General features: G+C 71.5%; 22 protein-coding genes. 10 read left to right on the top strand and 12 right to left on the bottom strand.

What is annotated here, in order from left to right; genetic code table 11:
- Positions 1-1125 carry an NADH-quinone oxidoreductase subunit D gene (locus IT780_RS05120; RefSeq protein WP_199510779.1) on the top strand — a complete coding sequence of 375 codons (1125 nt, stop codon included), beginning with the start codon at positions 1-3 and terminating at the stop codon, positions 1123-1125.
- A 12-nt stretch (positions 1126-1137) separates the two neighbouring features.
- Here IT780_RS05120 and IT780_RS05115 read toward each other — a convergent pair whose 3' ends face one another.
- From IT780_RS05115 to IT780_RS05100, 4 genes are all read right to left on the bottom strand, one after another.
- The gene (locus IT780_RS05115; protein WP_199510231.1) at positions 1138-2805 is read right to left on the bottom strand and encodes a hypothetical protein; all 1668 of its coding nucleotides are present in this window, start codon (positions 2803-2805) and stop codon (positions 1138-1140) included.
- Between the two features lie 224 nt (positions 2806-3029).
- Positions 3030-4028, bottom strand: coding sequence for a glycine betaine ABC transporter substrate-binding protein (locus tag IT780_RS05110; RefSeq protein WP_199510230.1), 999 nt, complete (start codon positions 4026-4028; stop codon positions 3030-3032).
- 226 nt (positions 4029-4254) lie between these two features.
- The gene (locus IT780_RS05105; protein ID WP_199510229.1) at positions 4255-4971 is read right to left on the bottom strand and encodes an ABC transporter permease; all 717 of its coding nucleotides are present in this window, start codon (positions 4969-4971) and stop codon (positions 4255-4257) included.
- Positions 4968-5690 carry an ABC transporter permease gene (locus IT780_RS05100; protein WP_199510228.1) on the bottom strand — a complete coding sequence of 241 codons (723 nt, stop codon included), beginning with the start codon at positions 5688-5690 and terminating at the stop codon, positions 4968-4970. The genes IT780_RS05105 and IT780_RS05100 overlap by 4 nt, the downstream gene beginning before the upstream one ends.
- Before the next feature lie 2 nt (positions 5691-5692).
- Here IT780_RS05100 and IT780_RS05095 point away from each other — a divergent pair, with 2 nt between their 5' ends.
- The gene (locus IT780_RS05095; protein WP_199510227.1) at positions 5693-6706 is read left to right on the top strand and encodes an ABC transporter ATP-binding protein; all 1014 of its coding nucleotides are present in this window, start codon (positions 5693-5695) and stop codon (positions 6704-6706) included.
- 145 nt (positions 6707-6851) lie between these two features.
- Here the strand turns inward: IT780_RS05095 and IT780_RS05090 are convergent, their stop codons facing one another.
- The 7 genes from IT780_RS05090 to folP form a co-directional block, all read right to left on the bottom strand.
- Positions 6852-7343: a hypothetical protein gene (locus IT780_RS05090; RefSeq protein WP_199510226.1), complete on the bottom strand. Its 492-nt coding sequence runs from the start codon at positions 7341-7343 to the stop codon at positions 6852-6854.
- A gap of 65 nt (positions 7344-7408) precedes the next feature.
- On the bottom strand, positions 7409-7693 hold the full coding sequence (locus IT780_RS05085; RefSeq protein WP_199510225.1) for a hypothetical protein: 285 nt from the start codon (positions 7691-7693) through the stop codon (positions 7409-7411).
- Between the two features lie 52 nt (positions 7694-7745).
- A complete protein-coding gene (locus IT780_RS05080; protein ID WP_199510224.1) occupies positions 7746-8999 on the bottom strand; it encodes an ABC transporter permease in 1254 nt (417 codons plus the stop codon).
- Positions 9000-9074: 75 nt separating this feature from the next.
- The gene (locus tag IT780_RS05075) at positions 9075-9593 is read right to left on the bottom strand and encodes a DUF3180 domain-containing protein (protein WP_199510223.1); all 519 of its coding nucleotides are present in this window, start codon (positions 9591-9593) and stop codon (positions 9075-9077) included.
- The gene (gene folK / locus IT780_RS05070; protein ID WP_199510222.1) at positions 9590-10117 is read right to left on the bottom strand and encodes a 2-amino-4-hydroxy-6-hydroxymethyldihydropteridine diphosphokinase; all 528 of its coding nucleotides are present in this window, start codon (positions 10115-10117) and stop codon (positions 9590-9592) included. The genes IT780_RS05075 and folK overlap by 4 nt, the downstream gene beginning before the upstream one ends.
- Positions 10114-10473, bottom strand: a complete 360-nt coding sequence (gene folB / locus IT780_RS05065) for a dihydroneopterin aldolase (protein WP_199510221.1) — start codon at positions 10471-10473, stop codon at positions 10114-10116. The genes folK and folB overlap by 4 nt, the downstream gene beginning before the upstream one ends.
- Positions 10470-11285, bottom strand: a complete 816-nt coding sequence (gene folP, locus IT780_RS05060) for a dihydropteroate synthase (protein WP_199510778.1) — start codon at positions 11283-11285, stop codon at positions 10470-10472. Before folP ends, folB begins: the two co-directional genes overlap by 4 nt.
- Before the next feature lie 393 nt (positions 11286-11678).
- Here folP and IT780_RS05055 point away from each other — a divergent pair, with 393 nt between their 5' ends.
- The 7 genes from IT780_RS05055 to IT780_RS05025 all read left to right on the top strand — a co-directional run bounded on the left by IT780_RS05055 (position 11679) and on the right by IT780_RS05025 (position 20766).
- Complete coding sequence (locus tag IT780_RS05055; protein ID WP_199510220.1) at positions 11679-11975, top strand: hypothetical protein; 297 nt, start codon at positions 11679-11681, stop codon at positions 11973-11975.
- Between the two features lie 13 nt (positions 11976-11988).
- Entirely contained in the window at positions 11989-12351 is a 363-nt protein-coding gene (locus IT780_RS05050; protein WP_199510219.1) for a hypothetical protein, read from the top strand.
- Between the two features lie 883 nt (positions 12352-13234).
- A complete protein-coding gene (locus IT780_RS05045; protein ID WP_443678582.1) occupies positions 13235-16480 on the top strand; it encodes an ATP-binding protein in 3246 nt (1081 codons plus the stop codon).
- Between the two features lies 1 nt (position 16481).
- On the top strand, positions 16482-18464 hold the full coding sequence (locus tag IT780_RS05040) for an MFS transporter (protein WP_199510218.1): 1983 nt from the start codon (positions 16482-16484) through the stop codon (positions 18462-18464).
- A 6-nt stretch (positions 18465-18470) separates the two neighbouring features.
- Positions 18471-19025 carry a hypothetical protein gene (locus IT780_RS05035; protein ID WP_199510217.1) on the top strand — a complete coding sequence of 185 codons (555 nt, stop codon included), beginning with the start codon at positions 18471-18473 and terminating at the stop codon, positions 19023-19025.
- Positions 19022-20164, top strand: coding sequence for a M23 family metallopeptidase (locus IT780_RS05030; protein WP_199510216.1), 1143 nt, complete (start codon positions 19022-19024; stop codon positions 20162-20164). The genes IT780_RS05035 and IT780_RS05030 overlap by 4 nt, the downstream gene beginning before the upstream one ends.
- A gap of 11 nt (positions 20165-20175) precedes the next feature.
- On the top strand, positions 20176-20766 hold the full coding sequence (locus IT780_RS05025) for a hypothetical protein (RefSeq protein WP_199510215.1): 591 nt from the start codon (positions 20176-20178) through the stop codon (positions 20764-20766).
- Between the two features lies 1 nt (position 20767).
- Here the strand turns inward: IT780_RS05025 and IT780_RS05020 are convergent, their stop codons facing one another.
- The gene (locus IT780_RS05020; protein ID WP_307831046.1) at positions 20768-21292 is read right to left on the bottom strand and encodes a hypothetical protein; all 525 of its coding nucleotides are present in this window, start codon (positions 21290-21292) and stop codon (positions 20768-20770) included.
- Between the two features lie 58 nt (positions 21293-21350).
- Between IT780_RS05020 and IT780_RS05015 the strand changes: the two genes are divergently transcribed.
- Entirely contained in the window at positions 21351-21635 is a 285-nt protein-coding gene (locus tag IT780_RS05015; RefSeq protein WP_372443604.1) for a hypothetical protein, read from the top strand.
- Positions 21636-21707: the final 72 nt, after the last annotated feature.

The following is a 21707-nucleotide window of genomic DNA, read 5'->3' as shown; positions in this document are numbered from 1 at the left end:
ATGACGGTCGGGACCGGCGCCGGGCTCGACACCGCCGACATGGTGCTCAACATCGGTCCGCAGCACCCCTCCACGCACGGCGTGCTGCGGCTCAAGCTGAAGCTCGACGGCGAACGGGTCGTCGAGTGCGAGCCGATCGTCGGCTACATGCACCGCGGCGCCGAGAAGCTGTTCGAGGTGCGCGACTACCGGCAGATCATCGTGCTCTCCAACCGGCACGACTGGCTCTCCGCCTTCTCCAACGAGCTGGGCGTGGTGCTCGCCGTCGAACGCCTCATGGGCATGGAGGTGCCCGAGCGCGCCACCTGGCTGCGCATGGTGCTCGCCGAGCTGAACCGGGTGCTCAACCACCTGATGTTCCTCGGCTCGTACCCGCTGGAGATCGGCGCGATCACGCCGATGTTCTACGCGTTCCGCGAGCGCGAGACCCTCCAGGCGGTCATGGAGGAGGTCTCCGGCGGCCGCATCCACTACATGTTCAACCGGGTCGGCGGCCTCAAGGAGGAGGTCCCGGCCGGCTGGACCGGGCGCGCCCGGGAGGCGATCGCCCAGGTCCGCAAGCGGATGCCGGACATCGACAACCTCATCCGTCGCAACGAGATCTTCATGGCCCGCACGGTCGGCGTCGGCGTGCTCACCGCCGAACAGGCCGCCGCGTACGGCGCGTCCGGCCCGGTCGCCCGCGCCAGCGGCCTCGACATGGACCTGCGCCGCGACGAGCCCTACCTGGCGTACGACCAGCTCGACGTGCCCGTGGTGACCCGGACGGCCGGGGACTGCCACTCGCGCTTCGAGGTGCTCCTGGAGCAGGTGTACGTGTCGCTCGACCTGGCCGAGCAGTGCCTCGACAAGGTCGACACCATCGGCGGGCCGGTCAACGTGCGGCTGCCCAAGGTGGTCAAGGCGCCGGAGGGCCACACGTACGCGTGGACCGAGAACCCGCTCGGCATCAACGGCTACTACCTGGTGTCGCGCGGCGAGAAGACCCCGTGGCGGATGAAGATGCGCACGGCCTCGTACGCGAACGTCCAGGCGCTGGCGACGCTGCTGCCGGGCTGCCTCGTGCCGGACCTCATCGCCATCCTGGGCTCGATGTTCTTCGTGGTCGGCGACATCGACAAGTAGCCGCCGCGCGCGCTACCAGCGGTGGTGCTCGGCCCGGTCGCGGTTCGGCACGGCCAGCGGATCCGGCCCGTACGCGTCCGCACCGTCGTACCGGCCGTCGCGGCTTTCGCGGCTTTCGCGGCCGGCACCGTACGTGGTCCCCGACCGGTACGTGCCGGGCGCCTCGTCCACCCCGTCACGGTCGTAGCCGAACCCGCTCTCACCGCCGTAGTCATAACTCCCGGCCGAGGCGAAACCGGTGGCGTCGTACCCGTAGTCGTCCGCGCCCTGGTCGTAGTCGCTGGTCCCGTAGGTGCCGGGGCTGTAGGTGCTCTGCCCGTAGACGTTCTGCTGGTAGTCGTCCCCGCCGCCATAAGCGCTGGACGCCGAGCCGTACGTCCCGCCCGCGCCGGACGGCCGCGCGATGCCGCCGGTGGTGAGGCCGTACCCGTGATCGGCGTCCGCAGCGTCGTAGCCCCCTGCGTGACCGGCGTCCGCAGCGTCATAGCCGCCGACGTGACCGGCGTCCGGGGTGTCGAAGCCGCCGCCGTCAACGGCGTCCGGGGCGTCGTAGGCGCCGAAGCGGGCGATGTCCGTGCCGGTGTCCGGCGCGGCGTGGCGGCGGGACGGGCGCGGTTCCGGGATCGGGATGTCCTGGCTCTGGTCCCAGCCGTGGTCCGGGGTCTCCGATCCGGGGAACGCAGCGCCGCGTTGCCGGGGGAAGCCTGAGGAGGAGATGGGGGGCGTCGCGCGGGGGCTTGAAACGGACGCGGTCGCGCGCGGGGCGGAGACAGATGCAGTTGCCCGAGGGCCGGAGACGGACGCCGCGGGCCGCGGAGCAGGCCCCGCCACCGCGGGCCGAGCACCCGACGCCGCGGGCCGCGGAGCGGACGCCGCCGGCCGCGGAGCGGGCCCCGGCGCCGGCGCCCGGGGTGGGGAGACCGAGGCCGACGCGCGCGGGGCGGGAGTCGCCGCGCCCGGACGCGGTGCGGAAGCCGAGGCACTCGCGCGCGGCGCGGACGCCACGGCGCCCGAGCGCGGCGCGGACGCCGCCGCCGCCGAGCGTGGCGCGGAGGCCGACCCGCTTGTGCGCGGCGCGGATGCGGAGGCCGCTCCCCGGGGTGCCGAAACGGTGCCGGACACCGGAGCCACCGCCGCACTACCGGCCACGGCCGCGCTCCCCAGCACTGCCGCGCTGCCGGCCTGCGGCTGAACGTCGGACCAGCCTGTCTGGGGTTGCGCTTCCGCCCAGCCGGGCTGGGGTTGCGCTTCCGCCCAACCGGTCTGAGGCTGCGCTTCCGGCCAGCCGGTCTGGGAAGGCACGAACTGGCCGGCCCCGGAGCGGCCCGGCGCGCCGGCCACCCGCAGCTGCGCCATCTCGTCCTCGAGCGCCTGGACCCGGTGCCCGGTGGCCCGGGCGGCCGAGGCGATCTCGCCGCGCAGATCCCCGCGCAGCACGTCGACCTCCGTGGCGACACGGTCCTCGACGTCCATCCGCTGCAGCACCGGATCGTTGCGGATCAGCATCGCGGCGCCCAGCAGGACCACACAGACGGCCATCAGCAGCACCGCGAACCGTACGGCGCCGCCGCTGCTGCCCGCGAGCACGATGATCGCAGCGATCGGGGCGAGGCCGAGGCCGCCCCAGATCAGCGCCCGCAGGAGGCGGGCGCTCTGCTGCTCGGGGTCCCGGTCAGACATGGCCGCAGATGCTACCGAGAGTCGCAGCGGTTACGAAACGGGCAGGGAACGGGCAGGGGCGGCCGGACGGAGCGTAACGGCAGGTGACGGCCGCATCGATGCATCGGAGAAAAACTTGTCTAACGCGGAGGGCCGGCCCCGGCCGGGTGAACGACCGGGGCACGGTCCCGCCACACGGGAGTCGGCTGACCCGCCGACCCCTCGCGGCTCGGGGGCCGGCAGGGTCAGCCGGCCGCCAGCGCGCCGTCCGAGCTGAAGACCAGGCCGACGCTGATCGTGCCCTGCTTCAGGCCCGTCTTGGTCAGCGGGCCGCCCGCGTCCAGCGAGGTGAACTTGCCGGCCTGGAACGAGTACGTGTCCACGAGCCCCTGCTGGCACTTCGGGCGCTGCGGGCACTCCGGCGGGCCGCCGAGCACCGTGGCCGCCCCGGAGCACTTCGCGGCCAGGTCGGAGAGCGTCTTCACGCCGTACTTGTCGGCGAACGCCTGGGTGGCGGCGAAGGCGTTCTGGTCCTGGGCGCTGGACGGGGTGCCGAACACGAGGCCGGCCTTCTCGCCGAGGGCCTTGAGGTTGGCCATCGTCGTGTTCAGGTCGGACGAGGACGGGTCCTTGGCGCCCTTGCCGTCGACCTTGCCCGACAGGAACGTGGCGAGGGTGGCCGCGTACTCGGGGACCACGTCGATCTCGCCCTTCTCGAGGGCGGGTTCGTACAGCTCGCGGTTGCCGATCTGCTGCACCTTCACGGTGTAGCCCGCGGCGGTGAGGACGATGTTGTAGAGCTCGCCCAGCGTGGCGTTCTCGCTGAAGTTGGCGGCGCCGACGGTCAGCTTGCCACCGGAGCCCTTCTGGATGCCCGCGGTGAGGTTGTTGGCGCTCGCGAACTCCTGGGCCGCCGCCTTGGACGACTTGCGGTCGATGTCGACGGCCTTGTTGAGCTCGATGAGCTTGGCCGTGTCGAGCGCGGCGGAGACCTTGTCGAGCGCCGCGACGATCTGCGGGGTCGAGGCCGTCTTGTTGATGGCCGGGACGATGTTGTCGGTGTTCTGCAGGTTCTTGTCGTCGGTGAGCACGACGAGCTTGTCACCGGCGACGGGCGCGCAGCCGGCGCCCGAGGCGGAGCTGGCCGGGGCCTCGGTGCCGGAGGAGCCGGACTCGCCGCAGCCGGCGAGGATGACGGCGGCGGTCATGAGGGTGCCGGCCGTCAGGAGCAGGTTTCGACGCATACTGCCGCCTTCTGTGTCCCGGTACGGCTTGCAGGCCGTGCCGCGTGTCCGACGGGCAGTCGAAGATCCGATGCCCGCACTCTTCGGTTGTCGCACCGCGCCCGGATAAGGAGCGGCACCGTCGTTCCTAACCTGGGGGTACGACAACTAATGCCGCAGCCCGGATCGGCGATGCGGATTCGTTACCCAGCCGATGGGCGAATCCCGGCGAAACGCGGAATACGGGTCAGCCCGCCGGCGCGGCTGCTGTCGTGGGCCGGCGACGCGCACCCCGCAGTGCGGGCGGCGTCACGAGCCGTTGCACCGCCGCCAGCAGCGCCTCGACGAGCAGCGCCAGCAGGGCCACCACGATGCCGCCCGCGACGATCTGGCCGCCACCGCCGTTGCTCATGCCGACGCCGAAGCCCGCCGAGATGATCTCGCCCAGGCCGCCGCCGTTGACGAACGCCGCCAGCGCGGCCGTCGCCACCACCTGCACTGCCGCCGTACGCAATCCGGCAGCGAGATAGGGCACCGAGAGCGGGAGCTCGACCTGCCGCAGCAACTGCCCTCCGGAGAGGCCCATGCCTTTCGCGGCGTCGCGGGTCTCCGGGTCGATCTGCCGCAGCCCGGTGTACGCGTTCGCCAGCAGCGGCGGCACCGCGAACACCGCGAGCGCCACCACGACCGGCGGCTTGCCGAAGCCGAGCGGCGTGAGCGGCAGGATGGTGAGCAGGGCGAGCGTGGGGATCGCCAGCGTCAGGTTGGCGATGGTGACGATCGCGCCGCCGCCCCGGCCGCGGTGCCCCAGCCAGATGCCCAGCGGCCAGCCGATCGCGCAGCCCAGCAGGACCGCCCACAGGCTGATCAGCAGGTGCTCGCCCAGCCGGTCCAGCAGGCCACCGGGGTTCGTCCAGTTCAGGGGGTCGTTCAGCCAGACGAAACCCTCGCGGAAGTAGTTCACGATCGCCGCTCCCGGGCCCAGGGGGTCACCAGCCGGCCGAGGCCGGCGAGCACGAGGTCCAGCACGAGCGCGAGGCCCACGCACAGGATCGTGCCGGTCATGATCTCGGCCTTGTAGAAGTTGTTGCGGAACCCGCCGAGGATCATCTCGCCGAGGCCGCCCTTGCCGATCAGCGAGCCGACGGTCACCAGCGCCACCGTCGACACCGTGGCCAGCCGCAGGCCGGTGAGGATGCCGGGCAGCGCGAGCGGCAGCTCGATGCGCAACAGGCGGCCGAGGCGCCCGTACCCCATGCCCGCGGCCGCGTCGCGCACCTCGCTGGGGACCTGGGTGAGGCCGGCGAGCGCGTTGCGTACCAGGACGAGCAGGGCGTACAGGACGAGCGCGATCAGGACCGACGTGTCGCTCGTCGTGCCCACCGCCGGCGCGACGAGCGCGAGAAGCGCCAGCGACGGAATCGTGTACAGGACGCCGGAGAGTGCAAGAATCGGGCCGGTCAGCGGGCGCCACCAGTAGGCGACGACCGCGAGCGGCACGGCGACGACGAGCGCGATGATCACCGCGCGCGCGGTGAGACCCGCGTGGAACTGCAGGGCGGAGAGGATCTCGCCGGCGTTGTCGTGGACATAGCGCCAGGAGAACCACGGATTTCCCGGCCCGTCATCAGCGGGGGCGGCCAGGGGCCACGCAGGCGCCGGGGCCCTCGACAGGAAGGACATACGTGGACGCTACCGCGATCAACGACTCCGGCGCTGGCCGGAGCGCGGCGTCTATCACGCTCGAGAACGTGGGCAAGGTCTATCCCGACGGCACCGTGGCCGTCGGTGACATCAGTCTGGACGTCGGCGCCGGCGAGCTCGTCGTCCTCATCGGCCCGTCCGGCTGTGGCAAGTCGACGATCCTGCGCATGCTGAACCGGCTGATCGAGCCGTCGAAGGGCCGCATCCTCATCGACGGCGAGGACGTGTCCCGGCAGGACCCGGTCGAGCTGCGCCGGCACATCGGGTACGTGATCCAGAACGTCGGCCTGTTCCCGCACCAGACGATCCGTACGAACGTCGGCACGGTCCCGCGGCTGCTCGGGTGGAACAAGAAGAAAACGCGCGCCCGCGCGGAGGAGTTGCTGGAGCTCGTCGGCCTCGACCCCGCGCGGTACGGCAGCCGCTATCCGCACGAGCTCTCCGGCGGTCAGCGCCAACGGGTCGGGGTGGCCCGGGCGCTCGCCGCGGATCCGCTGGTGCTGCTCATGGACGAGCCGTTCTCGGCGGTGGACCCGATCGTCCGGTCCCGCCTGCAGGAGGAGTTCCTCCGGCTGCAGGCCGCGGTCCGCAAGACCATCGTGCTGGTCACCCATGACATCGACGAAGCCGTACGCCTCGGCGACCGGATCGCGGTTCTCGGCGAGGGCGGCCGGCTGCAGCAGTACGCCACCCCGGCCGACCTGCTCAGCAACCCGGCCTCCGACGCGGTCAGCCAGTTCGTCGGCGAGGATCGGGGCATCCGGCGGCTCGCGGTCACCAGGGTGCGCGACACCATGCGCCCCGTCGGCCAGATCGAGGAGATCGAACGGCTCCCGACCGTCGACGTCGGCGGCACGCTGTACGACGCACTCGGCGTGATGCTCACGAGCGACGCGCTGAACGTGGTCGTGGTCGAGGACGGGGCTCCGGTGGGCACGATCGCCCGCTCGGCGCTGTTCGGCGTACCCGATGAACGGGCCGCCGCGCCGGCGTGAGACACACCGCAGCCCGGACCGGGGGATGGTCCGGGCTGCGGTTCGGCGCGACGCGAGGTGCCTGACGGGGGCTCGGGACACCTCCGCGCCTGTGGGTGCCGGGTTCGGATGGCGGGGGCATGCACCCGTCCCGGCGGGAGGTGGACTAACGGGTACCTCGGCGGCCGCCGAGGGTGGCCAGACCGATGATCCAGCCGACGAACAGGCCGTACTCGGCCCCGTCACCGGCCGCGCGGAAGGCGCCCAGCAGCGACGGGTTGGCCAGGAACAGCGTGGTGAGCAGCGCGGCGAAGCCACCGGCGAAGATGTACGCCGCCCAGCCCGCGAAGAACTGGCTGACAGTGCCGCGGGCCCGGGCCAGCTGGGAGCCGGGCAGCAGGTAGAGGAAGAGCAGCGTCAGCACGACGACCAGGATCGCCTTGAGGTCGCCGATGATGATCGAACGCAGGGAGTCGTCGGAGTCGAACTGCCAGTGCGGCCACGCCAGCAGGCGCAGCCACCAGCCACCGGCGGTCTCCGGGTTCGTGTTGTCCGTGACCCAGTCGGCGTACCAGGGGCTGCCGAAGACCAGGACGAGTATGAGCGCGGCGAGAGTGCCCGCACCCGGCGCGGATTTGTAGCGGTTGGTGAGAGCCATGGCCCGCTAATTCCCAGCGAGCGCTCAGTTTCAAACGACGAGCATAAATGCCCTCAGACCGGGCGTCAGTGCTTCTGCAGGTAGTCGATGAAGGCGGCCCGCAGCAGCGGCTCCTGCTCCCCGTACCCGTGTCCGGTCAGTTCACGCCACAGCGCGACGGCCTCGTCGACGGTCGGGCCGACGGTGTTGGGGGCGCCGTCGAGCGTGGCGGCGTCGTCCGAATCCGGCAGGTGCTTGAACACCGACCAGAAGAAGCCCAGGTCGCGGCGCTCCTTCGCCTTCGCGAAGGCGCGCTCGCGCAGCTCCTCGGTCGGCAGGGCGTCCAGCTCGGCGAAGGTCGCGTCGGTCATGCAGCCAGCATAGGGCGGTTACCCAGCGGGGTTGCGCCGGCCGGGGATGCGGTCAGCGCCCGCTGCCCCACGGCCCGGAATCCCACTGCTCGCCCGGGCGGCCCTGCGCCGCGGTGGTCGACGGGGACCAGGTCTCGGGCAGGTCCGGCGACCACGTCGCGCCGTTCCCGGTGGGCACCCAGTCGTCGCCCACACCCGGCGCCGGCAGCGGGCGACCGTACGTCTCGACCAGCCGCGTGACCAGTAGGCCCGCGCCGACGAGGGCGGCCGCGATGGCGAACAGCGCGATGTCGAAGTTGCGACGGTCGGCGTAGTCGAGGAACAGCGCGACCCCCGCGACCGCCAGCAGCGTGCCGAAGATGCCGCCGCGGCGGCCGTACGCGCTCGTGCCCGCAAGCAGAGCCGCGCCCAGCGCGATGCCCGTCCACTCCAGGCCGGTGCCAGGCACGATGGGCGTGGTGGACTGCGCGGCCATGAGGGTGCCGGCGCCGACCGCGAAGACCGACGACAGGACCAGCGAGGCGATCACCGGAAACGCCACGGCACCGCCGCGCCGGATCGCCGGGTCCCCGACCGGACGCAGCCGGCCGACCATGCGACGGATCGGGCCGACCGTGCCGAGCGCGCCGCCGATGACAGCCAGGAGCGCGAAGCCGCCGAACAGGTAGAACGCCTGGTTGGCCGGATCGTAGGTGCCCTGCACGGCCACGGGCGCAGTGCGCAGCTGGTCGTACACGATGACGCCCATGGCGGCGCCCAGCGAGGCCACCCAGCCCGGCACGTGCAGCAGCAGCACGATCAGTGCCACCACCAGGCCGCCACCGGCCGCGATGGCCAGCGCCGGCACCATCGACTGGACGAGGCCCTTGTCACCGTTCTCCGCGTAGTGCAGCGCGGCGGCGAGGGCGATCGGACCGACCGCGAGATTGGGTACGCCGGCCCGCAGCGTCAGGCCCGCCCCGAGGGTGAGCAGGCCGATCGTGGCGCCGGAGATCAGCAGGGTGTCGAGGGCGGGACGGCGCAGCGCCGCCGGATCGAGCCGGTAGAGCAGGTAGGCGACGGCCGCCACGGCGAGCAGCAGCACGATCTCCCACCCGATGTGGACGCCGAGGCGGTCCCGGCCGTCGTCGCGGGCGGGGGACTCGGCGATCGGCTCGGTGACGCGGGCTCCGGAGTCGTCCGCGTCGAGGTCGCGCCGGCGGTTGCGGAAGTCGGTGGCCGCCAGTCCCGCCCGGTACGCGGCGGGATTGCTCTCCGCCTGCTCGTCACCGGTGTTCCGGCGGTACGTGGTCTCGTCGTAGGCCATGTCGTCCACCTCCTTCGCGCGGCTCAGCATACGGAAGTGAGGGGCCTACAGTTCAAGTGCAGAAACCCGGGGAAATCAGGACCGTCCGGCGCGCCTGCCCGAGTCGTCCCCGTCCTTCTGATCCGGCTCCTTCGGCACCCGGCACGCCCGCTCCAGCCACAGCGCCGCGGCGGTCAGCGCGAGGGCGGCCACCACCCCGCCGATCGCGGCCGGTATGTCGCCCCGTGCGGCCTTGGTCGGTTCCAGGGCGAGCCAGGAGAGCAGTCCTGCGGAGAAGCCGGCGAACAGCGCACCGGCCAGCGAGGACGCCTTCGCGAGGACCACGTACCGCGCGACGGCGAGCGGGTCGACCCGCGGGGCGCCGGGCTTGCGCTGAATCCGGGCGGCCGTGTTCTGGGCCAGGAACGCCTCGGCCACGGCCAGCGCCGCCAGCACGATGATCGGCAGCCACGGCAACCGCGGCATCTCGGAGTAGAAGGAGCTGAGCAGCAGCCACCCGACCGCCGCCGCTGCCAGTGCGGCAACGACGAGCGCCGAGAAGCTGGTCGGCCGCAGCGACGGGTCAGGGCCCGCGCCGCCGGGGTTGTTGCTCACTCCTCTGACTCTAGTGGCAGATCCGGACGCGGGGTCATGGCGTTGGCGTCGGCGGTGAGGCCGGGAGAGTTGAGCAGGTCGGTCACCCAACCATGGCCGGGCAGCTGCGCGTACGGCTGCAGATCGAGCCACGGCTTGAGCACGAACGCCCGCTCGTGCGCCCGCGGGTGCGGCAGGGTCAGCTCCGGGTCGTCGCTGAGCACCGGCTGATCGTCGTCGCCCCAGACCACGATCACGTCGACGTCCAGGGTGCGCGGGCCGAAGCGGCGCTCGGGGTCGCGTACCCGGCCGGCGGCCTGCTCCAGCGAACGGCACCGGTCCAGCCAGGCGCGCGGGTCCGCCGCCGGCTCCAGCGCCAGCACGACCGCGTTCAGGTACGGCGGCTGTTCGGTGTCACCCCAGGGCGGGGTCTCGTACACGCCCGAGACGAGGAGGACGCTGTCGCCGAGCCCCTGGACCGCGGCCCTGAGGTGGGCGAACCGGTCTCCGAGATTGCTGCCGATCGAGAGCAGCGCGCGGCTCATCGGGTGCGCCGCAGGGTGACGGCGACGTCGGCGAACTCGTGCGGGATCGGCGCCTGCGGTTTGTGCACCGTCACGGTGGCGGCACTCACGCGGTTGTCGTCCAGGCACACCGCGGCGAGGCGGTCGGCGAGCGTCTCGATCAGGTTCACCGGCTCGCCCGCGATCACCTCGGCGAGGCGTCCGGCCAGCTCGCCGTAGTGCACGGTGTCGTCGACATGGTCGGAGGCGGCGGCCGGGGCGAGGTCCAGTTCCAGGTCCACGTCGACGACGAAGTCCTGCCCGTCTCGACGCTCGAAATCGAATACGCCGTGGTTCCCGCGTACGCGAAGCCCGCGCAGCGAAATGCGGTCCGTCATGACTCTCTCCTCTGCAGGCGTGGGCTCCCGGTGGCGCGCCAGACGGCCAGCGCGTCCACCGTGGCTCGCACGTCGTGCACCCGGACGCCCCACGCGCCGGCGGCGACGGCGAGCACCGAGGTGGCAATCGTCGCGGCTTCCCGGCCGCCCACCGGTCGCGGCTCGCCGTTCGCGTCCGCCAGCAACCGGCCCAGGTACGTCTTCCGCGACGAGGCGAACAGGACCGGATAGCCCAGCGCTGTGAGCTCGTCCAGGTGGGCACTGAGCGCCCAGTTGTGCTCCGCCTTCTTCGCGAAGCCGAGGCCCGGGTCGAGGATGAGGCGGCCCGGGTCCACTCCGGCGGCCACCGCGGCGTCCACGCGCTGCCGCAGCTCGTCGCGTACCTCCGCCACGACGTCGTCGTAGACGGCGAGGTCGATCATGCGGCGGGAGTGCCCGCGCCAGTGCATGAGGACCCAGGGGCAGCCCGCGTCGGCCACGACGGCGGCCATGCCCGGGTCGGCGAGACCGCCCGAGACGTCGTTCACCACTGCGGCGCCGGCCGCCAGCGCGGCGGCGGCCACCTCGGCGCGGGTCGTGTCGATGCTCAGCGGCACCCCGGCCGCCACCAGTTCCTCGATCACCGGGAGCACGCGGGCGGTCTCGGTGGCCGCATCGACCCGCTCGGCGCCCGGACGGGTGGATTCGCCGCCGATGTCGACGATGTCGGCACCCGCGGACCGCAGGGCCACCCCGTGGGCGACGGCGGCGTCCAGATCGGCGTACCGGCCGCCGTCGGAGAAGGAGTCAGGCGTCACATTCAGCACGCCCATCACGACCGGGTGATCTTGCTGAAGCAGCAGGTCGCCCGCGATCTGCCCGGTCGTTGCGCTTCCGGTCGGCTCACTCACCCCGACGACGCTACCGGCGGACGATCTTCGCACACGTGTACGATCCGGCGTGACTCAAGTTCAGTCACGCCTTTACCTTGGGTAACGAATCAGGCAGCTTGTAGGTAAGAAGTACGGCCCGTACGCTTCGGAGCTAGGCATCATTATTGAACCGAAGAGAGCAGACGGGCGTGGGTAGGACAGCAGAGCCCTTCAGGATCGTGACCGCGCACTCGACGCGGTGAGCGGGAAGTAGCACCATATGGGCGTTGCCGTCAGGCTTCACAACTGCAGCGTGTCCGGCGCCCTCACGCCGGTCACCCGGGAGGTTTACCGATGATCGCCACCGAACTCGCCGCGCAGGTCGCGACGGCGATCCAGCACGGCGCCACCCTTGCCGCCCCCGAGCCCAAGGGCATCAACACCGAAGGCGTCGTCACCTTCTTCGCGAGCAACATCGCACCGATCCTGCTGGCCGTGCTCGGCATCATCTTCATCGGCCGGGCCAGCCGCGGTGAGATCTCCAAGGTGCTGACCAGCAGCGCGATCGCCATCGTCGGCCTCGCGTTCATCGCCGGCGCCGCGACGCTCTTCTTCGTCGGCGACTACCTCATCGACCTCATCTTCAGCTGAGGCCCGAAGACCCATGCGGCTGCGCACCGATGACGACATCTACCGGGCACGCCTGGTCTACCTCGGCCCGCCCGGATACACCCTGCCGATGCACCTGCCGTACGCGCAGTACGGGATGTTCGTCGTCCTCGTCCCGGTCTTCGTCTTCCTGCACTACCTCATCACCTGGCAGTTCGACGCTTTCCCCGCTTGGGAGATCGCCCTCGCCATGGTGACGACCTCCTATGTCTTCCGGCACGTCGACCCCGACCGGCCCGCGAGAATGGTCATCCGCACCGCCCTCACCGACTGGAAGCGGACGAGGGAGCCGGCCGTCGAGCAACGGGACCCGAGACTCGTCGCCACGCGCATCCGGGTACGGGAGGAGTTGGTATGACCAGGTTCGCCACTCTCGCTGCATGCCCGAACGGGGCCCTCGCATGACCGCTACCCCACCGCCGGGCCATTCCCGAGCGGAGTCGTCCCCCCAGGGCAGGCAGGGTAACTCTGGGCGATCGAACGATTACTCTCCGGAGGAGTCACCCGAGCAGGTAGCCGGCCCCGGCCACGGGGCAGTCGCCGTCTTCCAGTCCCCCCAGCCGGTACGCCCCCGCGCCAACGGCACGCCGCCGCCGGTGGACCCGATGGACATCGACTCGCCGTTCCTCGACCTGTTCGGCAGCCCGGCACCGCAGCACCAGCCGGCCGCCGCGCCGCCGGACGACCCGGACGCCGACTTCGATTTCGGGTTCGACTTCGAGGGCGAGGACGCCCGTCGGGCCGCCGGAACGCCCGCCCCACCACCGGCCGCGACCGGTGCGCCGGGGGCACCCGGCACCGGGCCTGCCGTGCCGAGCGCCCGGCCGGTGTCACCCGCCGCCGCACCACCGCCCCAGCCATCCGCGCGGCCGGTGTCGCCGCCCGCGCCGGGTCCGGAGGCCAACGGTCACCCGGCCGGTATGCCGCCGTCCGACACGCGGCCCACGGTGCCGCTGGCGACCGGCACCCGGCCGGTCCCCCCGGTGTCACCCGCGCCGCCGCCTGCGGAGGCTCCCTTCGAGCGGCCCATCTCCGGGCAGCCTGACCTCGGCGGCCCTGCCTCCGCACGCCCGGCTTCCGGGCCGCCGGCCCCGGCGCAGCCCAGGTCCGGGCAGCCCGCTCTGTCGCAGCCCACTTCCGGGCCGCCGGCCCCGGCGCAGCCCACCTCCGGGCCGCCCGCTCCGGCGCAGCCCACGTCCGGGGGGCCGGCCTTCGTCAGGCCGACTTCCGCGCCGCCTGTCGTGGCTCCGCCTTCGGGGTTCGACGCGCCCGGCGGCCCCGTGCTGCCGCTCGGCCCGGCGGTGCCGCCTGTTTCCTCAGGTCCGGCCGTGCCGCCTGCTCCCGCGGCTGGCCCGGCCGTGCCGCCTGCCCCCGTCGCGCCCGCCGGTCCGGCCGTTCCGCTGGGTCCGGCAATGCCGCTCGGCCCGACCGCGCCTGCCAGTCCGGCCGTTCCGCTGGGTCCAGCAATGCCGCTCGGCCCGGCCGCCGCCTCGGGCTTCCCTGACGCGCCGGTCTCGCCGTTCATGCGAGCTCCCGTCGGACCTCAGGCCGACTTCTACGAGGGGCACCAGGACGACGACGACCTCGACTTCGCCGACTGGCCCGAGCAGGCGCGCCCCGGTGTCGCCACGCCGGTCCAGCCCGTCATGCCGGACCTGATCACCCCGGCGCCCGTGCCCGCCCAGCCGCTCTGGCAGCAGGCGGCCGGCCCCGCGCCCGGCGTTCACCCGGTCGCTCCGCTGACGCCGTACGTGAATGACTCGGAGCCGGACCACCATGCCGACCTGGCGCCGATGCCGGAGAAGGCCCCCGCGCAGCGTGCCGAGAAGGCGGTGAAGAAGCGCCGCAAGAAGCGGGATGAGCCGGACAATCTGCCCGCCGTGCGGGACAAGAAGGACGCCAAGCCCGCGGTGCTTCGTCCGCACAAGCTCAAGTTCAGCGACCGGGATCCGGCCATCGAGCTGGAGATCAGTGAGATCGCCGGGCACCTGACGTTCACCCAGAGCACGGTCACGGCCTGGTACTACCTGCCCGAGGTCCGGTGGGCGTTCCGGCCCGACGCCGAGCGGGAGGCGCTGCTCTCGGCGATCTCCGAGCAGTACGCGGGCCTCGCCGGCTTCCGGCTGCACCTGCGCCGCACCAACCGGCCGTTCCCCGCGGACGAGTGGGCCCGCACGGTCGACTCGTTCACCGCGAAGCCGCTGCCCGACGTCACCGGCGGGACCTCGTGGTCGGACCACCTGGTCGCCGCCCAGCGGCACCTGCTGTCGGTCAACCACGCCGAGGGGCAGACGTACCTGGGGGTGACGTTCGCGCGGCGGTCGCTCGGGGACACCTTCTCCGAGCGGATCCTGCGGCTGTTCGGCAAGGGGACCAGCGACGGGGAACGACGCAAGCTCGGCCGCACGGTCGAGCAGTTCGACGAGGTCCTCAACGCGTTCGGCATGCGCGGGCGGCGGGTCACCCCGCAGGAGCTGGAGTGGCTGCTGTTCCGCTCGGTCGCGCTCTGCATGGCGCCGCCCGGGCCCCTCTCGCCGGTCTCCAACGGACACTGGGAACGCGGTGACCTGCTCGCGCTGACCGAGCAGGTCGAGCGGTACCGGACCCCGTACGGTTCAACGGTCAAGCTGGTCAACCGCATGACCGGCGAGGAGCGGCACGTCGCCGTCCTGTCCGTCGGGCGCATGGAGCCGCTGGAGATCCCCGAGAAGCACGAGCCGTGGATGCACTTCCACGAGCGGCTGCCGTGGCCGATGGAGCTCTCCTCGCGGATCGACATCCTCGGGCCGAACAGCTCGTTCAAGAACCTCGAGCACCGGCTCCGGATGATCCGCTCCCAGCAGCTGGACTACGCCGAGCACGGCATCGACGCCCCGCCCGAGCTGGAACGCCTCGCGAAGCGCGCGCTCGTGATCGGCGACGAGATGACCACGGGCCTGCCGGTCGAGTCCGCACGTGCGCACGGCTGGCATCGGATCGCGGTGGGCGGGCGTACCCGTGAGGAATGCCTCGAGCGTGCCCGCCGGCTCATCCAGCTGTACTCACGCGAGCTGCGGATCTCCCTGCAGCATCCGAAGAACCAGGACCAGCTGGCCCGCGAGTTCATCCCGGGCGAGCCGATCGCGAACACCGGCTACGTGCGACGCATGCCGGTCAAGCTGCTCGCGGCCGCGCTGCCGCAGGCCGCGTCGACCGTCGGCGACCGCCGGGGAGACCTGATCGGGCGTACGGCGGGAACGTGCCGCCGGCCGGTCTTCCTCGACCTGCACTTCCCCATGGAGGTCCGGGAGCGCTCCGGCCTCGGCGTCTTCGTCGCGGAACCCGGCGGTGGCAAGTCGACCCTCATGGGCGCGCTCGGCTACCTCAACGCCCGCCGCGGTGTCCAGGTGACGCTGCTGGACCCGTCCGGCCCGCTCGCCCGGCTGTGCCAGATGCCGGAGCTGCGGCCGTACTCCAGGGTCCTGAACCTGACCGGCTCCGAGCAGGGGACGCTGGCTCCGTACGCGCTGATCCCCACCCCGGTCCGCACCGAGTTCGCCACCGGGCCGGGCGGCGACCGCGAGTACGAGATCGCCGTCTCCAACGCCCGCGCCGAACGCCGCATGCTGGTCCAGGACATCTGCTCCATGCTGGTCCCGCCGCAGGTGGCGAAGGAGGCGTCGACGGCCACCCTGCTGCGCCACGCCGTACGCCAGGTGCCCGCCGAGGAGACCTCGACGCTCGACGACGTGGTCGCCACCCTGCAAGGCCTGGACAACGACGAGGGCAAGGAACTGGCCAACCTCCTGCTCGACACGGCGGAGATGCCGCTGGCGTTGCTCTTCTTCGGCCGTCCTCCGCAGCACCTGCTCGGCGCGGACTCCGCGCTGACGGTCATCACGATGGCCGGCCTGCGCCTGCCCGACCTGAAGATCGAACGCGAGTACTGGTCGGCGGAGGAATCCCTGGCGCTGCCGATGCTGCACACGGCCCACCGCCTCGCGGTCCGCCGCTGCTACGGCGGCTCCATGTCGTCCCGCAAGATGGTCGGCCTGGACGAGGCGCACTTCATGGAAGGCTGGCGCTCGGGCCGCTCGTTCCTGGTCCGCCTCGCCCGCGACTCCCGAAAGTGGAACCTCGCCGCGCTGGTCGCCTCCCAGAACCCCCGCGACATCCTCGGCCTCGACGTGCAGAACCTCGTGTCGACGGTCTTCGTCGGCCGCATCGCCGAGGACCAGGAGATCGCCTCCGAGGCGCTACGCCTGCTCCGCGTCCCGGTCCACGACGGCTACGAGGCCACGCTGGCGTCCCTGTCCCAGGCGGACACGTCGTCATCGGCCCGCCTCGGCTTCCGCGAGTTCGTGATGCGCGACGTGGACGGCCGCGTCCAGAAGGTCCGGGTCGACGTCTCGTACGTCGACGGCCTCCTCGAACACCTCGACACCACCCCGGCAGCGGCCAAAGCTGCGCCGACGGCCATCCCCAGCCTTTCGGACCTGGAGGTCTGACATGCTCCGCCGGGTCTGCGCGATGGTCATGACATGGGCGGTGGCGGTGGTGGCCAGCATCGCCTGGGCAGTGGCATCGCCGGCGCCGGCGATGGCGGGTCCGCTGCAGGCACCGGGCGGAGCATGCAGCACGGACGAATGGAAACAAGACTTCAAATCCTGCGTCTCCCGCCTGGCCGACGCGACAAGTGATCGCGTCGATTGCCTGGATCCGCCGACCCCCAGCACGCCCGACTCCGGCCTCGCGGGCTGGTTCGCGGAGCGCCCCGCCTCGTCGACGAAGCCGGGCCCGCAGGGCATCTACAGCCAATACGGGTACGCAGGCTACGGTTTCACCACGTACAACCTGGACGGCGGCTGCGCCTCCACCATCACGGCGCCTGACACGAAACTCGAGACGACGGTCGCGAACGGCGAGTTCATGATCGCGACGGCGGTCATCGGTGCTTCCAACGCGCTGCGGGAGCGCGCCTGGGACCCGGCGACGCTGTGGGGCTGGGCGGACCCACTGGTCGAGCAGGCCACGAAGGCCGTGTACGAGAAGGTCTTCAGCGTCTTCGGCGTCATCACTCTCGCCGTCGTCGGCCTCTATTTGATCTGGCGTTCGCGTCAGGCCGACATGGGGGCCGCGACGACGACCGCGGGATGGGCGATCCTCATCATGGTCGCCGTGACAGCCATCGCGGCCTGGCCTGTCCGGTCGGCGAACATCGCCGACCAGAGCCTCATCACCACACTCGGCATCGTCCACGACGCCGTGGGACCACGCGCGCAGAACGGTGACATCACGGCCAGCTGCAAGCTTGGAAAGGCGGACGCCTGCCAGGACAACCGGCCGCCTGCCGTCCGGGCCAGCGATACCGCGACCGACACCATGCTGTACCGGAACTGGCTGCGGGGCGTGCTCGGCTCGGCCGACAGTGTCACCGCGCAGAAGTATGGCCGGGCGCTGTACGACGCTCGCTCCTTCACCTGGGACGAGGCGCAGAAGATGCGCGACAACCCGGACACGCGGACGGCCACGATCGACGCCAAGAAGGCGCAGTGGAAGAAGGTCGCCGCGCAGATCGAGACGGAGGATCCGGAGGCGTACGAGTATTTGCAGGGTGTGAATGGGATGGATCGGATCGGGGCCGGGTTCATTGCCGTGCTCGCCGCCGTCATGTTCGCCATGTTCGATCTCACCGCCTCGCTGCTCGTTCTGCTCGGCTTCCTGATCTTCCGGTGGGCGGTCATCGCCGCGCCGATTCTTGGCACCGTTGGGTTGCTGCGGCCGGCCAGTGCCGGTATCCGGCGGCTCGGCAATGCGGTCGTCGCGGCGATCTTCAACATTGCGATCTTCGGTACGGGGGCGGCGATCTACCTGTTCGCCGTTGACCTGATCATGAACACCGCCAGCCTTCCCGGGTGGCTGCAGGTGGTCCTGGTGTGGCTCTGCGGCGTGGTGGGCTGGCTGCTGCTGCGGCCGTACCGGCGGATCACGCAGCTCGGCGGCAAGGACGGCACCGCGGCGATCACGTCCGCCGGGTCCTGGCATCGGCGGTTCTTCCGGGACATGCGGGAGGCCGCGAAGCTGGACGTCGCCGACGCCGGTGGGACGAACGAGCCGCAGATCGGCAAGGGCCGCACCGTGTACGTCGAGCAGGGCAATCTGCGGCCCGAGGCACGGCTGGAGGACCCGGCGCACGCCGCGGCCTCCCGTCCGGCGGTGGCGTCCGGTCCGGCGGGGACGCGGGGCGGCACATCGCCGGCCACGCGGCCCGACGGTTCGGAGTCGGTGCGGGACGACGCCCCGGCGACCGAGCGGCGTCCCATCCCGCTGCCGGCGGCCGGCGGCGCGCCCGCAGCCCGGCAGCGGCGGACGTCGACGTGGACCGAGCCGGACGTGGCCGAATCGTCGTCCTCGTACGCGATCTACCGGCCGGAGACCGGGAACACCACCCGCGAGCAGGTACCGCCCCGCGTGCGCACCGAGGCCCGGTGATCAGCCGTGCCGAGGGTCCTCGAACGCGGCCTCACCGGGCTGTTCCGGTCACGCTGGGGCGTCGCCGTGGTGATCGCCGTGCTGGTGCTGGCGGTCGTCGGCATCGGCCGGTTGTTCTCCGGCGGCGGGGACGGCAGGCAGCAGCTGCTTGACCCGGTGTCGCCGGCGCCCACGGTGAGCGTCGACCCGAGTCACGACGACGACGGCGTCATCGTGGACGATGCCCCGGCGCCGAAGCCCACCGCGAAGCCGGGGAGCGCATCGCCCGAGGCTGTCGCGTACGCGTTCGCGTCGGCCTGGGTCGACCACAAGAACGTGTCCGCGAAGACCTGGCACGACGGGATCCTGCCCAACGCGACGAAGAACCTAGCCGAGGAGCTGGACGGGGTGGACCCCGCGGACGTGCCGGCCGACCGGGTCATCGGGCGGCCCACGCTGGTGCCAGTCGGGGATGGGCTGGCCAACGCCGTGGTGACCGTGGACTCCGGCAAGTTGACGTTGCAACTGGTGGGCCCGGACGGGAAGTGGCTGGTGGACGGCGTCGACTGGGAGGCTTCGTGACGACGTTGCCGCGGCCTCGGCGGGTCGCGCTGCTGGTGGCCCTGGTCGCGACGTTCGCCCTGCTCTGCTGCGGTGGAGCCGTGAGCGCGCTGGTGTTCGGCGCCTTCACCGACAAGGAGGACGACCTCTCCCTGTTCAGCTCCGGCTGCGGCACCGGCGGCCCGGTCGACCCCGATTCGCGGCTGCCGCGGGTACGGCCGTACGGGCCCGCGCAGATCCGGAACGCGGCGATCATCATCAACGTCGGCGCGGAGCTGAAGATGCCGCCGCGTGCCTGGGTCATCGCGGTCGCCACGGCAATGCAGGAGTCCCGCCTGACGAACCTCGGCAACCTGGGCAAGCGCAACGACCACGACTCGCTCGGGCTCTTCCAGCAGCGGCCGAGCAGCGGCTGGGGCACTCCCGCCGAGGTCACCGACCCCAAGTACGCCGCCACGAAGTTCTACGAGAAGCTCAAGACGATCGACGGCTGGGAGTCGATGTCGCTGACGCGTGCGGCGCAGCGCGTGCAGATCAGCGCCTATCCCGACGCGTACGCGAAGCATGAACCTATTGCGACGCAGATCGTGAACCTTCTCGCCGACGGCGCGGCCAACGCGGTCGGTAATTCGCTCTCCATGGTCTGCGCGTCGGCGGCGGACGTCGCCGCTTCGGGATGGACGAACCCGCTCGCGGCGAGGGCGCCGCGAAGTGGGCAGTGGACCGTCGGGTCCGGATTCCGTACGGCGAGCCGCCCCAAGCACCAGGGCGTCGACCTCATCGTCGGCCTCCGCACGCCGGTGCGGTCCGTGGCCAGCGGCGTCGTGTCCCGGATCAAGTGCGACGAGACGTTCAGCGGGAAGAAGGACTGCGACCGGCCCGGCTACCCCGGGAAGGGTGGTTGCGGCTGGATGCTCGAGCTGCGGCACGCCGGCAACGTCATGACCCGCTACTGTCACCTGGTGCAAAGGCCGAGTCTGCGGGTAGGTCAGCGGGTCGCCGCCGGCCAGGTCGTCGGCCTGAGCGGTACGAGCGGTAACTCGTCCGGCCCGCACCTGCACTTCGAGGTACACCTGAACAACGACCGCTCGAGCCGCAGCGCGGTCGACCCGGTGCAGTTCATGGCCCAGCACGGCGCGCCGCTGGGCGGCTCGCAGTGACGGGTGGCTCGATGCCCGACCCGTTCACGGGCCGATCCGACTGGGCGCCCGATCCGCCTCGCCCGATCGTGCCCACGCCGGCCACGATGGGCGGCCGCCTCCGGGGCCGCCGGGTCCTGATCGGCCTCCCCGGCCACGGCTGGCGGGCCGACCTGCGCGCCGACGAGAAAGTGGTGCAGGGCAGCCGGACCTACGTACCGGTCATGCCGGAAGCCGAGTGGTACCGCGCCGAGGCGGAGCAGACGGAAGTCTTCGCCCCGCTGGTCCCGGTCGAGCGGGTGTGGGTGGAAGAGCTGGGCATGACGGGTACGGCGACCCGGCCGGCCGACGTAATGTCCCGCCTCGTCTCCATGGACGAACCGCCCCGCCGCAACCCGGTGGCGGCACTGGACGCCGACGGCCTCACGGGGCGGCGGGTCATCGAACTCCTGGAGGACGGCGGGGAGCGCCGCGACCTGAGGGCGGTGACGGAACTCCACACAGGCGACGACGGCGACATCTGCGCCCGCGTGGCAACGGAGCTCGACTGGTATCGCTGGGCCTGGAGCGGAAAAACCCCACCCACTCTGGCAGTGCCGGTACACCTTCTCTGGGTGGAGTAGCTCAGGAGACGGGTTCGGCGCCGCAGACTCTCCAGCCGTCGTCATCCACCATAGGAAACCGCCAACCGTCGGTCGTCCGTTCGCTTCCATCGGCGATTGCGCGTCGGATATCAGTGCTCACGGTGGTCTTGCCGCTGTCGGTCGACACTTGAAGGCTTGTCCAGTCAACCCGAATGCCGATCGAGAACCGCTGCTCTCGGCTTTGGATATCCGTCCGGAAGGCGTCCAACCGGCTCAAGTCCGGGCCGGACTTGCAGGTGAAGAGGGAGGCCTCTTTGTCGTCCCGATTGACCAGGTAGGCGCGGAGGAAGCTGTCCACCACCGCGTCCGGGGCTTTTCTTTCGATCTTGGTGGCTTCGTCGTAAAAGGAGATGAAGACTCCTACTCCCCCCAGGCAGAGCAGCGCCATAATCCCCCCCACCATCGCCAGAATCAGCCGCGTCCGCCGGTTCCTCGGCTTCGGGGGCGCAGCGGCCGGCGTCGGGGGTGGGAGCGCCGGCTGGGTGGGTGGGTCGATGGGCTGCACGTCTATCAGGTTAGTGGGCTCCGCTGTGGACCGGTCGGCGAACCGTACAGTGCTCGGCGTGCAGATGGGTTTCGATGTCGGGGTCGGCGAGCGGCACCGGGTGGAGTTTTCGTTCAACAAGTTCTGGGGGCGGTTGTCCATCAAGGTGGACGGCGTCGACGTGGTGCGGACCGTACGGCTGGCTTCCGTGGACCGGGTGAAGCGGTACGAGTTCGTCGTCGGGTCTCAGGAGCGGCATCACGTGCGCATCGAGAAGCATCGGGAGCTGCTGTTCGCCGGGTTCCGGCCGCAGCCGGTGTACGCGTTCGTCGACGGCCGGCTCGTCGCTCAAGCCGTCGCCTGACGCCGGCCGCCGCAGGGGAAACGTCTCGAGAAGCGCCACACGCACTGCGAGCCCGCCGGCCCAGGCCGGGAA

Source organism: Nucisporomicrobium flavum (assembly GCF_016464385.1).
Classification (GTDB): Bacteria; Actinomycetota; Actinomycetes; order Mycobacteriales; family Micromonosporaceae; genus Actinoplanes; species Actinoplanes flavus_A.
This window is presented reverse-complemented; position numbering and strand designations above follow the sequence as displayed.

Excerpts from the sequence above, each read along its gene's own strand:
- IT780_RS05080 (WP_199510224.1), bottom strand. The coding sequence starts at position 8,999 with ATGGCCTACGACGAGACCACGTACCGCCGGAACACCGGTGACGAGCAG.
- IT780_RS05110 (WP_199510230.1), bottom strand. The coding sequence starts at position 4,028 with ATGCGTCGAAACCTGCTCCTGACGGCCGGCACCCTCATGACCGCCGCC.
- folK (WP_199510222.1), bottom strand. The coding sequence starts at position 10,117 with ATGAGCCGCGCGCTGCTCTCGATCGGCAGCAATCTCGGAGACCGGTTC.
- IT780_RS05040 (WP_199510218.1), top strand. The coding sequence starts at position 16,482 with ATGCTCCGCCGGGTCTGCGCGATGGTCATGACATGGGCGGTGGCGGTG.
- IT780_RS05085 (WP_199510225.1), bottom strand. The coding sequence starts at position 7,693 with ATGACCGACGCGACCTTCGCCGAGCTGGACGCCCTGCCGACCGAGGAG.
- IT780_RS05100 (WP_199510228.1), bottom strand. The coding sequence starts at position 5,690 with ATGTCCTTCCTGTCGAGGGCCCCGGCGCCTGCGTGGCCCCTGGCCGCC.
- IT780_RS05055 (WP_199510220.1), top strand. The coding sequence starts at position 11,679 with ATGATCGCCACCGAACTCGCCGCGCAGGTCGCGACGGCGATCCAGCAC.
- IT780_RS05120 (WP_199510779.1), top strand. The coding sequence starts at position 1 with ATGACGGTCGGGACCGGCGCCGGGCTCGACACCGCCGACATGGTGCTC.
- IT780_RS05115 (WP_199510231.1), bottom strand. The coding sequence starts at position 2,805 with ATGTCTGACCGGGACCCCGAGCAGCAGAGCGCCCGCCTCCTGCGGGCG.
- IT780_RS05090 (WP_199510226.1), bottom strand. The coding sequence starts at position 7,343 with ATGGCTCTCACCAACCGCTACAAATCCGCGCCGGGTGCGGGCACTCTC.
- folB (WP_199510221.1), bottom strand. The coding sequence starts at position 10,473 with ATGACGGACCGCATTTCGCTGCGCGGGCTTCGCGTACGCGGGAACCAC.
- folP (WP_199510778.1), bottom strand. The coding sequence starts at position 11,285 with ATGGGCGTGCTGAATGTGACGCCTGACTCCTTCTCCGACGGCGGCCGG.
- IT780_RS05025 (WP_199510215.1), top strand. The coding sequence starts at position 20,176 with ATGCCCGACCCGTTCACGGGCCGATCCGACTGGGCGCCCGATCCGCCT.
- IT780_RS05050 (WP_199510219.1), top strand. The coding sequence starts at position 11,989 with ATGCGGCTGCGCACCGATGACGACATCTACCGGGCACGCCTGGTCTAC.